This is a genomic window from Falsiroseomonas oryziterrae (assembly GCF_021864505.1).
GTDB classification, from domain to species: domain Bacteria; phylum Pseudomonadota; class Alphaproteobacteria; order Acetobacterales; family Acetobacteraceae; genus Falsiroseomonas; species Falsiroseomonas oryziterrae.
Map to the genome: position 1 here is coordinate 1 of NZ_JAKJIB010000126.1, position 10,237 is coordinate 10,237.

15 protein-coding genes are annotated in these 10,237 nt (G+C 69.9%); 14 read left to right on the forward strand and 1 reads right to left on the reverse strand.

Annotated features, from left to right (window positions below):
* Positions 1–100 precede the first annotated feature (100 nt).
* The 14 genes from rplE (at position 101) to rplQ (ending at position 8,411) form a co-directional block, all read left to right on the forward strand.
* Positions 101–634: a 50S ribosomal protein L5 gene (gene rplE / locus L2I40_RS11905; RefSeq protein ID WP_237215186.1), complete on the forward strand. Its 534-nt coding sequence runs from the start codon at positions 101–103 to the stop codon at positions 632–634.
* A gap of 71 nt (positions 635–705) precedes the next feature.
* Complete coding sequence (rpsN, locus tag L2I40_RS11910) at positions 706–1,011, forward strand: 30S ribosomal protein S14 (protein ID WP_237215172.1); 306 nt, start codon at positions 706–708, stop codon at positions 1,009–1,011.
* Between the two features lie 12 nt (positions 1,012–1,023).
* Positions 1,024–1,422, forward strand: coding sequence for a 30S ribosomal protein S8 (rpsH, locus tag L2I40_RS11915; RefSeq protein WP_237215173.1), 399 nt, complete (start codon positions 1,024–1,026; stop codon positions 1,420–1,422).
* Positions 1,423–1,433: 11 nt separating this feature from the next.
* Positions 1,434–1,967 (forward strand): 50S ribosomal protein L6, encoded by a 534-nt coding sequence (gene rplF / locus L2I40_RS11920; RefSeq protein ID WP_237215174.1) that lies wholly within the window; start codon positions 1,434–1,436, stop codon positions 1,965–1,967.
* Positions 1,967–2,329 carry a 50S ribosomal protein L18 gene (rplR, locus tag L2I40_RS11925; RefSeq protein WP_237215175.1) on the forward strand — a complete coding sequence of 121 codons (363 nt, stop codon included), beginning with the start codon at positions 1,967–1,969 and terminating at the stop codon, positions 2,327–2,329. Before rplF ends, rplR begins: the two co-directional genes overlap by 1 nt.
* 12 nt (positions 2,330–2,341) lie before the next feature.
* Positions 2,342–2,974, forward strand: a complete 633-nt coding sequence (gene rpsE, locus L2I40_RS11930; RefSeq protein WP_237215176.1) for a 30S ribosomal protein S5 — start codon at positions 2,342–2,344, stop codon at positions 2,972–2,974.
* Entirely contained in the window at positions 2,967–3,155 is a 189-nt protein-coding gene (gene rpmD / locus L2I40_RS11935; protein ID WP_237215177.1) for a 50S ribosomal protein L30, read from the forward strand. The genes rpsE and rpmD overlap by 8 nt, the downstream gene beginning before the upstream one ends.
* A gap of 3 nt (positions 3,156–3,158) precedes the next feature.
* Positions 3,159–3,650, forward strand: coding sequence for a 50S ribosomal protein L15 (gene rplO, locus L2I40_RS11940; RefSeq protein WP_237215178.1), 492 nt, complete (start codon positions 3,159–3,161; stop codon positions 3,648–3,650).
* A gap of 216 nt (positions 3,651–3,866) precedes the next feature.
* A complete protein-coding gene (secY, locus tag L2I40_RS11945; protein WP_237215179.1) occupies positions 3,867–5,234 on the forward strand; it encodes a preprotein translocase subunit SecY in 1,368 nt (455 codons plus the stop codon).
* A complete protein-coding gene (locus L2I40_RS11950) occupies positions 5,231–5,905 on the forward strand; it encodes an adenylate kinase (RefSeq protein WP_237215180.1) in 675 nt (224 codons plus the stop codon). The genes secY and L2I40_RS11950 overlap by 4 nt, the downstream gene beginning before the upstream one ends.
* Positions 5,906–6,083: 178 nt before the next feature.
* Positions 6,084–6,461 (forward strand): 30S ribosomal protein S13, encoded by a 378-nt coding sequence (gene rpsM, locus L2I40_RS11955; protein WP_237215181.1) that lies wholly within the window; start codon positions 6,084–6,086, stop codon positions 6,459–6,461.
* Position 6,462: 1 nt separating this feature from the next.
* Positions 6,463–6,873: a 30S ribosomal protein S11 gene (gene rpsK, locus L2I40_RS11960; protein WP_237215182.1), complete on the forward strand. Its 411-nt coding sequence runs from the start codon at positions 6,463–6,465 to the stop codon at positions 6,871–6,873.
* A 69-nt stretch (positions 6,874–6,942) separates the two neighbouring features.
* On the forward strand, positions 6,943–7,956 hold the full coding sequence (locus L2I40_RS11965) for a DNA-directed RNA polymerase subunit alpha (RefSeq protein WP_237215183.1): 1,014 nt from the start codon (positions 6,943–6,945) through the stop codon (positions 7,954–7,956).
* A gap of 32 nt (positions 7,957–7,988) precedes the next feature.
* Positions 7,989–8,411 (forward strand): 50S ribosomal protein L17, encoded by a 423-nt coding sequence (gene rplQ / locus L2I40_RS11970; RefSeq protein WP_237215184.1) that lies wholly within the window; start codon positions 7,989–7,991, stop codon positions 8,409–8,411.
* Between the two features lie 68 nt (positions 8,412–8,479).
* Here the strand turns inward: rplQ and L2I40_RS11975 are convergent.
* Positions 8,480–10,237: amidohydrolase (locus tag L2I40_RS11975; RefSeq protein WP_237215185.1), on the reverse strand; the 1,758-nt coding region annotated here is incomplete at its 5' end.

The following is a 10,237-nucleotide window of genomic DNA, read 5'->3' on the forward strand; positions in this document are numbered from 1 at the left end:
CGCCCCCAAGGGCGGCGCGCGCGAGGGCGGGGCGCAGGCGGCGACCAACGTGACGGCGAAGGCCGGCGCGGCGGCGGCCTCGCCGGCCGAGGCGCCGCGGCTGCGTCGCCTCTACGACGAGGTCGTGCGCAAGAAGCTCGTCGAGGAGTTCGGCTACAAGAACCCGATGGAGGTTCCCAAGCTCGAGAAGATCGTCATCAACATGGGCGTGGGCGAAGCCGCCGGCGACCAGAAGAAGCTCGACGCCGCTGTGGCTGAGCTGATGGCGATCAGCGGGCAGAAGCCGGTGAAGACGCTCGCCAAGAAGGCGATCGCGGGGTTCAAGATCCGCGAAGGCCAGGCGATCGGCTGCAAGGTGACGCTGCGCAAGGCGCGGATGTACGAGTTCCTCGACCGGCTCGTGACCATCGCGCTGCCGCGCGTGCGCGACTTCCGCGGCATCCCGGGCAACCGTGGCTTCGACGGCCGTGGCAACTACGCCATGGGCCTGAAGGAGCAGATCGTGTTCCCGGAGATCGTCTACGACCGCGTGGACACCATCCGCGGGATGGACATCCAGTTCGTCACCACGGCGAAGACGGACAAGGAAGCGAAGGCGCTGCTGAAGGCCTTCGACCTCCCCTTCGCCAACTGAACCCGTTTGGAAAACCGCCGGGCCCAGGGAAGTCCTGGTTTCCGGCAGGTTCCGGAGGATATTGAGACGACATGGCCAAGACCTCGTCAGTCGAGAAGAACAACCGGCGCGCGCGGCTCTCGAAGCTGCATGCGGCCAAGCGCGCCGCCCTCAAGGCGGTGGTGATGGACCGCGCCCGCCCGGTCGAGGAGCGGTTCGAGGCGACGCTGAAGCTCGCCCAGCTGCCGCGCAACGGCGCGAAGAACCGCGTGCGGCTCCGCTGCGAGCTCACCGGCCGTCCCCGCGGCAACTACCGCAAGTTCAAGCTGAGCCGGAACATGCTCCGCGAACTGGCCAACACCGGCCAGCTCCCGGGCGTGGTCAAGGCGAGCTGGTAAGGAGGACACGCCATGTCGCTGTCCGATCCGCTGGGTGACCTGCTCACCCGCATCCGCAACGCGCAGTCCGCGCGCCAGAGCCGCTGCACGGCGCCGGCCTCCAAGCTGCGCGAGAACGTGCTCGAGGTGCTGAAGCGCGAGGGCTACATCCGCGCCTTCTCGACCGAGGAGCTTCGCCCGGGCGTGAAGGTGATCGCCATCGAGCTGAAGTACTCGGAGGGCGAGCCGGCCATCAAGGAGATCCACCGCGTCTCCAAGCCGGGCCGGCGCGTCTATTCGAAGATCGCGGAGCTGCCGAAGTTCTACAACGGCCTCGGCATCTCCATCCTGTCCACGCCGAAGGGCGTGATGAGCGACCACGAGGCCCGGACCGCCAATGTTGGCGGCGAGGTCCTCTGCCGCGTGTTCTGAGGAGGCAGGGGATGTCGCGAGTCGGCAAGTATCCGGTGCCCGTTCCCGCCGGCGTCCAGGTGGCGCTGCAGGGCCGCACCGTGGTCGCGAAGGGCAAGCTGGGCGAGCTGAAGCTCGACCTGACGGACGCGGTGGACGTGAAGGTGGAGGGGAGCGAGGTGGCGGTTGCGCCGCGCGGCTCCGACCGCCGGGCGCGCACCATGTGGGGCACCACCCGCAGCCTGATCCAGGGCATGGTCACGGGCGTCTCGACCGGCTTCTCGAAGACGATGGAGATCACCGGCACGGGTTACCGCGCCGCGATGCAAGGCAACGACCTGGTGCTGAACCTCGGCTACAGCCATGAGGTTCGCTACCCGGTCCCGAAGGGCATCAAGATCACCTGCGAGAAGCCGACCACCGTGAAGGTCGAGGGCGCCGACAAGCGCCAGGTCGGCCAGGTGGCGGCCGAGATCCGCGCCTATCGCGGCCCCGAGCCCTACAAGGGCAAGGGCGTCCGCTACGACAACGAGGTGATCCTCCGGAAGGAGGGTAAGAAGAAGTAATGGCCGACAAGCTCGCATTGCAGGCGCGCCGCCGTGCTCGTCTGCGCTACCAGCTGAAGATCAAGAGCGGGGGGCGTCCGCGCCTCTCGGTCTTCCGCTCCGGCAAGCACATCTATGCGCAGGTGATCGACGACGGGCAGGGGCGCACGCTCGCCGCCGCCTCGAGCCTCGAGAAGCCGATGCGCGAGGGGCTGAAGACCGGCGCCGACAAGGACGCGGCGACGGCGGTCGGCAAGCTGGTGGCCGAGCGCGCGCTCGCCGCCGGGGTCTCGAAGGTGGTGTTCGACCGCGGGCCCTATCTTTACCACGGGCGCGTCAAGGCGCTGGCGGAGGCTGCCCGCGAGGGCGGTCTCTCGTTCTGAGGAAGTCGAACCATGGCACGTGAGCCGAGGACGGGCGGCGAGGGCGGCGGCGAGGGCGGCGATCGCCGTCGTGGCCGCGGGCGCGACCGGGACCGCGACCAGCGGCAGGAGCGGACGGAGGGCGACGAGCTCAAGGACAAGCTCGTCACCATCAACCGCGTCGCCAAGGTGGTGAAGGGCGGCCGTCGCTTCAGCTTCGCCGCGCTGGTCGTCGTGGGCGACCAGAAGGGGCGCGTGGGCTGGGGCGCGGGCAAGGCGCGCGAGGTGCCGGAGGCGATCCGCAAGGCGACCGAGCGGGCGAAGCGCGGCATGATCCGCGTGCCGATGAAGGAGGGGCGGACGCTCCACCACGACATCATCGGCGAGTTCGGCGCCGGCCGCGTGATCCTGCGTGCGGCACCCGCGGGCACCGGCATCATCGCCGGCGGTCCGATGCGCGCGGTGTTCGAGACGCTCGGCATGGGCGACGTCGTCGCCAAGTGCACGGGCACCACGAACCCGCACAACATGGTGAAGGCGACCTTCGCGGCGCTGCAGCGGTCGACGAGCCCGCGCGCCGTGGCGGCGCGCCGTGGCAAGAAGGTCACCGACCTGCTCGGCACCAAGAAGGACGCCGAGCCGGCGGCGGAGGCAGCCAATGGCTGAGAGCAAGAAGACGGTGAAGGTGACCCAGACCGGGTCGCCGATCGGCCGCAAGCCCGGCCAGCGCGAGACGCTGATCGGGCTCGGCCTCAACAAGATGCACCGGTCGCGCGAGCTGGAGGACACTCCGGCGGTGCGGGGCATGATCCGCAAGGTCGCCCACCTGGTGAAGGTGGAGGGCTGAGCCATGCCGAAGCTGAATGAGATCCGCGACAACGAGGGCGCGCGGGACAAGTTCAAGCGCATCGGCCGCGGCATCGGGTCGGGCAAGGGCAAGACCGGCGGTCGCGGCGTGAAGGGCCAGAAGGCGCGCACCGGCGTGCGGCTGAACGGGTTCGAGGGCGGCCAGCTCCCGATCTATCGCCGCATGCCGAAGCGGGGCTTCGTGAACCCCTTCCGCAAGGACTATGCGGTGCTGAACCTCGGCACGCTCGACCGTGCGATCGAGGAAGGCCGCCTGCCGGCGGGTGCTGCGATCGACGAGGCGGCGCTGAAGGCGGCCGGCGTGGTGAAGACCTCCTCCAAGCTCGCGGGCGTGCGCCTGCTGGCGAAGGGCGAGATCAAGCGCGCCGTGAACCTGACCGTGAGCGGCGCCTCCGCCGCGGCGGTCGCGGCGGTGCAGGCGGCGGGCGGCACGGTCACGACGACCGCGCCCGCGGCCGAGGCCGCGGAAGGCTGAGGGTGACCTCGGGCTGCCCTTGCACCTCGGGTGCTCGGGCCGCACCTTAGGGTGGCTGCGATGCGGCGTCCCAGGCACGGCTTGGGGCGCCGCAGTCGCGAAAGCGGATCGCTGCAGGGCGGCGTCGCCCGAAGGCGGGAATCCGGTCGACAAACATCAGGCTAGGGCGCGGGGCCCGGCGACGGTCGGGCCGAAGGCGAACTAGGAGACACACGCATGGCGTCCGCCGCCGAACAGCTTGCGGCCAATCTGAACCTCGGTGTCCTCGCAAAGGCGACCGAGCTCAAGAAGCGCATCTGGTTCACCCTCGGGGCGCTGATCGTCTACCGCATCGGCTCCTACGTCCCGGTTCCGGGCGTGGACGCGGCCGTGATGGGCGAGCTGCTGAACCAGATGGGCGGCGGCATCCTCGGCATGTTCGACATGTTCACCGGCGGCGCGCTCGGGCGCATGACCGTCTTCGCCCTGAACATCATGCCCTACATCTCGGCCAGCATCATCGTGCAGCTGATGACGGCCGCCATCCCGTCCTGGGAGCAGCTGAAGAAGGAAGGCGAGACGGGGCGGAAGAAGCTCAACCAGTACACCCGCTACCTCACGCTCTTCATCGCGATCTTCCAGGCCTACGGCATCGCGATCGGGCTCGAGTCGCTGCGCGGCAGCTTCGGCCCCGCGGTGCACGACCCCGGCTGGTTCTTCCGCCTCTCCTGCGTGATCACCCTGGTCGGCGGCACGATGTTCCTGATGTGGCTCGGCGAGCAGATCACCGCGCGCGGCGTCGGCAACGGCATCAGCCTGATCATCTTCGCCGGCATCGTGGCGAACCTGCCGAGCGCGCTGGCCAGCACGCTCGAGCTCGGCCGCACCGGCGCGCTCTCGACCTTCTTCATCATCTTCTTCCTGCTCGCCGCGCTGCTGATCATCGCGGCCGTGGTCTTCATCGAGCGCGCGCAGCGCCGCATCCCGGTGCAGTACCCGAAGCGCCAGGTCGGCAACCGCATGTTCGGCGGCGAGAGCACGCACCTGCCGCTCAAGCTGAACACGGCGGGCGTGATGCCGCCGATCTTCGCCTCCTCGCTGCTGCTGCTGCCGGCGACCTTCGCGGCCTTCCAGACCGACCGCAGCGAGCCCTCGCTGCTGACCGACATCGCCAACATGCTCGGCCATGGGCAGCCGCTCTACATGCTGCTCTACCTCGCCGGCATCGTGTTCTTTGCCTTCTTCTACACCGCGGTCGTGTTCAACCCGCAGGAGACGGCGGACAACCTGCGCAAGCATGGCGGCTTCGTCCCCGGCATCCGCCCGGGCCAGCCGACGGCGGAGTATTTCGACCGGGTGCTGACGCGGCTGACGACGGTCGGCGCCATCTACCTGGCGATCATCTGCCTGGTGCCCGAGGTGCTGATCGCCAATTACGGCGTGCCCTTCTATTTCGGCGGCACCTCGCTCCTGATCATCGTCTCCGTCACCATGGACACGGTGGCGCAGGTGCAGTCGCATCTCTTCGCCCACCAGTATGAGGGGCTGATCAAGAAGGCCCGGCTGGGCGGCCGCGGCACGCAACCGGGGGGACGCGGACGATGAGGCTGATCCTGCTGGGGCCGCCCGGGGCCGGAAAGGGCACCCAGGCCAAGCGGCTCGAGGAGCGCTACGGCATCGCCCAGATCTCGACCGGCGACATGCTGCGGGCCGAGGTGAAGTCGGGCTCGCCAATCGGCCAGGAGGCGAAGGCGATCATGGAGCGGGGCGACCTGGTCCCTGACGCCATCATCACCACCATGCTCGCTCTGCGCGTGCGCAAGCCCGACTGCGCCAACGGCTTCATCCTGGACGGCTTCCCCCGCACCGTGCCGCAGGCCGAGGCGCTCGACCTCATGCTGCGCCAGGCGCGGATGGACCTCGACCACGTCATCGAGCTCAAGGTGGACGACGCCGCCCTGGTGGAGCGGATCGCCGGCCGCTTCACCTGCGCCAAGTGCGGCGAGGGCTACCACGACCGCTTCAAGCCGACCGCCAAGCCCGGCGTCTGCGACGCCTGCGGCAGCACGGAATTCGTCCGCCGCGCCGACGACAAGGCCGAGACGGTGGCCGCCCGGCTCGAGGCCTATCACCGCCAGACCGCCCCGTTGCTGCCCTTCTACGGGGCCCAGGGCAAGCTCAAGCAGGTGGACGGCATGGCCGAGATGGACGAGGTGACCCGCCAGCTGGGCGCGATCCTCGGGCCCGCCGGGGGTTCCAACCCCACGACAGCTTGACTCCCCCGGCGAGGGCGGTGTAACCCGCCGCCCTCGCGGTCCGGGGCTTCGTCCCGGCCGCCCTTCGCCGTTGCACAACTGGACCCTGGTCCAAAGCCGGCCTTCGGCCGGACGACCTGAACGCCGGCTTCGGCCGGTGCCTAGAGGGGCTGAACCGCCCCATGAGGAGAGACGCACCGTGGCGCGCATCGCCGGCGTGAACATCCCGACCAACAAGCGGGTGCTCATCTCGCTTCGCTACATCTACGGCATCGGCCCGAAGAACGCGAAGGACATCACCGAGCAGCTGGGCATCCCGGAGGATCGCCGGGTGAACCAGCTGACGGACGAGGAGATCCTGCGGATCCGCGAGCTCATCGACCGCGAGTACCGGGTGGAGGGCGACCTTCGCCGCGAAGAGGCGATGAACAAGAAGCGGCTGATGGACATGGCCTGCTACCGCGGCCTGCGTCACCGCAAGGGTCTGCCGGTGCGCGGCCAGCGCACCCACACGAATGCGCGCACGCGCAAGGGCAAGGCGGTCGCGATCGCCGGCAAGAAGAAGGTGACGAAGTAAGATGGCTCGCGAACCCCGCGGCGGCGCCGGCGCCGGCAATCGCCCGCGCAAGAAGGAGCGCAAGAACATCTCGTCCGGCGTGGCGCATGTTCTGGCCAGCTTCAACAACACCGTGGTGACCATCACCGACGCCCAGGGCAACGCGATCGCGTGGTCCTCGGCCGGCAGCCAGGGCTTCAAGGGCAGCCGGAAGTCCACCCCCTACGCCGCGCAGGTCGCGGCCGAGGACGCCGGCAAGAAGGCCCGCGAGCACGGGATGGAGACGCTGGAGATCCAGGTCTCCGGCCCCGGCTCCGGCCGCGAATCGGCGCTCCGCGCGCTCCAGTCCGTCGGCTTCTACGTCACCGCCATCAAGGACGTGACGCCGATCCCGCACAACGGTTGCCGCCCGCGCAAGCGCCGCCGCGTCTGACGACCGCCGGAGGCCACAGGCCTCCGCGGGAACTGCGCGTCGCCGAAGCCGGGGCATAGGGAAGACACAGTGATCGAGAAGAACTGGCGCTCGCTGATCGAGACCAAGAAGGACGTCGAGTTCGGCGCCGACCCCTCGCGCACCGCGACCATCGTCGCGGAGCCGCTGGAGCGCGGCTTCGGCATGACGCTCGGCAACGCGCTGCGCCGCATCCTGCTCTCCTCGCTGCAGGGCGCGGCGGTGACCGGCATCCGCATCGACGGCGTGCTGCACGAGTTCAGCTCGGTCGCCGGCGTGCGCGAGGACGTCACCGACATCGTCCTGAACGTGAAGCAGCTCGCCATCCGCTACCAGGGCGAGGGTGCGAAGCGCCTGCAGCTGACCGCGACCGGCCCGGGCGAGGTCACCGCCGGCCAGATCCAGACCACCGGCGACATCGAGATCGCCAACCCGGACCTCGTGCTCTGCACGCTGGACGAGGGTGCCAAGATCTCGATGGAGCTCACCATCGACACCGGCAAGGGCTACGTCCCGGCGGCCGAGAACCGGCCCGAGGACGCGCCGATCGGCCTGATCCCGGTGGACGCCATCTACTCCCCGGTGCGCCGCGTCGCCTATCAGGTCCAGCCCACCCGCGTCGGCCAGAAGACCGACTACGACAAGCTGGTCCTGACGGTGGAGACCGACGGCACCGTGACGCCCGAGGACGCGGTCGGCATCGCAGCCCGCATCCTGCAGGAGCAGCTGCAGCTCTTCATCAACTTCGAGGAGCCGCGCGCGCGGGTGGCCGAGGAGGTCCGCGACGACCTGCCCTTCAACCGCAACCTGCTCCGCAAGGTCGACGAGCTCGAACTGTCGGTCCGCAGCGCGAACTGCCTGAAGAACGACAACATCGTCTACATCGGCGACCTCGTGCAGAAGACCGAGCAGGAGATGCTCCGCACGCCGAACTTCGGCCGCAAGTCGCTGAACGAGATCAAGGAGGTCCTGGCCTCCATGGGCCTCGGCCTCGGCATGACCGTCTCGGGCTGGCCGCCCGAGAACATCGAGGACCTGGCCAAGAAGCTGGAGGAGCCCTTCTGAGGGCCGCCCTGGGATACTGAGGACATAGAACCATGCGTCACGGGGTTTCCGGCCGAAAGCTCGGCGTCACCTCCACCCACCGGATCGCCATGCTCCGCAGCATGGCGACCAGCCTGATCAAGCACGAGCAGATCACCACCACGCTGCCGAAGGCGAAGGAGCTGCGCCCGTATGTCGAGCGCATCATCACGCTCGGCAAGCGCGGCGACCTGCACGCCCGCCGCCAGGCCTATGCGCAGATCCGCGACGAGAAGGTGGTGGACAAGCTCTTCACCACCATCGCGGAGCGCTACAAGGCCCGCAACGGCGGCTACACCCGCGTCCTGAAGGCCGGCATGCGCTACGGCGACGCCGCCCCGATGGCGGTGATCGAGCTGGTCGAGCGCGACGTCGCCGCGAAGGGCCTCGACAGCGGCCCGAAGCCGGAAGCCGTCGAGGAGCAGGAGGCGGCGTAAGCCCCTCGCTCCAGTCGGGAGAGTTCCGAAGGGCGCCGCAAGGCGCCCTTCGTCGTTTCCAGTCGCGCCTAGGCGCGGTGGATGCTCTGGCCTTCCTTGAAGGTCTCGATGATCCGGATCGCGGCGAGCCGCTCCGGCGCGACGGTCAGCGGGTTCTCCCCGAGCAGCACGAAGTCGGCGAGCTTGCCGGGCTCGATCGAGCCCTTGGTGTCCTCCTCGAAATGCTGCCGCGCCGCCCACAGCGTCATCGCCTTCAGCGCGATGTCCACGGGCACCCGCTGGTCGGGGCCGAGCACCTGTCCCGACCGCGTCACCCGCGTCACCGTCGCCGCAAGAACCCGCATCGAATCCGGGTTCGCCACCGGCGCGTCGTGGTGGGTCGTGAAGATCATCCCCCGCCGCAGCGCCCACTGGCAGGGCGAGATGTTCGCCGCCCGCTCCGGCCCCAGCACCGAGTCCCGATGCCAGTCGCCCCAATAGAAGGTGTGCATCGGGAAGAAGGAGGGGATGACGTCGAGCTCGCGCATCGCCTCGACCTGGTCCTCGCGCGTGACATGGCCGTGGATCAGCACCGGCCGGCGGTCGCCGCTCCCGTGCCGCGCCGTCGCCGCGCGCAGCCCCTCGATCAACAGATCCAGCGCGGCGTCGCCGCTGCAATGGGTCAGCAATTGCCAGTTGTTCGCGAAGGCCAGGTCGATCAGGCGCTTCGCCTCGTCCGCCGGCAGCGCGGGATAGCCGGCGTAATCGGCTGGCCGCCCTGCGGGTGGCCGGTGATAGGGGCGGGTGAGCCAGGCTGTCTTGCCCTGCGGCGACCCGTCCAGGCTCAGCTTGGCGCCGCCGATGCGAAGCCGCCCGCGATACGTCCGGCCGAGCAGGGGCCCGCCGATCGACGCCGCCGCGGCGACGATGTCGGGATAGGCCACCACGTCGATCGGCAGCAGCCCCTGGCCCGCCGCCGCCTGGAAGGCGGCCATCGAGGTCGCGCTCTCCCGCCCGGCCTGCCCGGTCGTGTAGCCGAAGCGCGCATAAGCGCCGCAGCCCGCTCGCACCATCTCCTGCGCCGCCGTCGCGTCGAGACGGCCGAGCAACGGGCCGAGCGCGGCGTAGAAGGCCGTCTCCTCCAGCACCCCGTCCGGCTCGCGCCCGCCCGGCCGTCGCCGGATCACGCCGCCCGCAGGATCCTCCGTCGCCGCGGTCATGCTCGCCATCTCGAGCGCGCGGGAGTTCAGCGCGCAGAGATGCGACGATTGGTGGACGACCAGGATCGGCACGTCGCGTGACACCGCGTCGAGGTCGTCGCGCGTCGGATGGCGCTGCTCGCGCAACTGGCTGTCGTCGTAGCCGAAGCCGATGATGAGCCCGTAGCGCTGGATGACCGCCGCGTTGCGCCCGACCCAGTCGCGCAGCAGGCGCTGGATGGCGGCGATGTCGTTGCCCTCGCCGTCGGGGGCCGGCAGCAGGTTCGCCGCCAGCGCCTGCAGCCCGACGCCCATGACGTGGCCATGCGAATCCACGAAGCCCGGCAGCAGCGTGCCGCCGCCGAGGTCGAGCATGCGCGTACCTGCGCCGCGCAGCGCGCCGATCTCCGCCCGGCTGCCGACCGCCAGGATCCGCCCGCCGCGCACCGCCACCGCCTCGGCCGTGGGGCGCCGGTCATCCATGGTCAGGATGGTGCCGCCGGAGAGGATGGCATCCGGCGCGCCGGACGGGTCGCTCGGCGCCTGCGCGGCAGCGCAGACGAAGGCCCCGCTCGCCGCATGTCCGATCCCGCCGAGCGCCAGGGCGCCGCCGCCGCGCAGCACGCCTCGCCGCGACGTGGCGGCCCC

Excerpts from the sequence above, each read along its gene's own strand:
- rpsE (WP_237215176.1), top strand. The coding sequence starts at position 2,342 with ATGGCACGTGAGCCGAGGACGGGCGGCGAGGGCGGCGGCGAGGGCGGC.
- rplR (WP_237215175.1), top strand. The coding sequence starts at position 1,967 with ATGGCCGACAAGCTCGCATTGCAGGCGCGCCGCCGTGCTCGTCTGCGC.
- L2I40_RS11950 (WP_237215180.1), top strand. The coding sequence starts at position 5,231 with ATGAGGCTGATCCTGCTGGGGCCGCCCGGGGCCGGAAAGGGCACCCAG.
- secY (WP_237215179.1), top strand. The coding sequence starts at position 3,867 with ATGGCGTCCGCCGCCGAACAGCTTGCGGCCAATCTGAACCTCGGTGTC.
- rpsH (WP_237215173.1), top strand. The coding sequence starts at position 1,024 with ATGTCGCTGTCCGATCCGCTGGGTGACCTGCTCACCCGCATCCGCAAC.
- rplO (WP_237215178.1), top strand. The coding sequence starts at position 3,159 with ATGCCGAAGCTGAATGAGATCCGCGACAACGAGGGCGCGCGGGACAAG.
- rpmD (WP_237215177.1), top strand. The coding sequence starts at position 2,967 with ATGGCTGAGAGCAAGAAGACGGTGAAGGTGACCCAGACCGGGTCGCCG.
- rplF (WP_237215174.1), top strand. The coding sequence starts at position 1,434 with ATGTCGCGAGTCGGCAAGTATCCGGTGCCCGTTCCCGCCGGCGTCCAG.
- rpsN (WP_237215172.1), top strand. The coding sequence starts at position 706 with ATGGCCAAGACCTCGTCAGTCGAGAAGAACAACCGGCGCGCGCGGCTC.
- rplQ (WP_237215184.1), top strand. The coding sequence starts at position 7,989 with ATGCGTCACGGGGTTTCCGGCCGAAAGCTCGGCGTCACCTCCACCCAC.
- rpsK (WP_237215182.1), top strand. The coding sequence starts at position 6,463 with ATGGCTCGCGAACCCCGCGGCGGCGCCGGCGCCGGCAATCGCCCGCGC.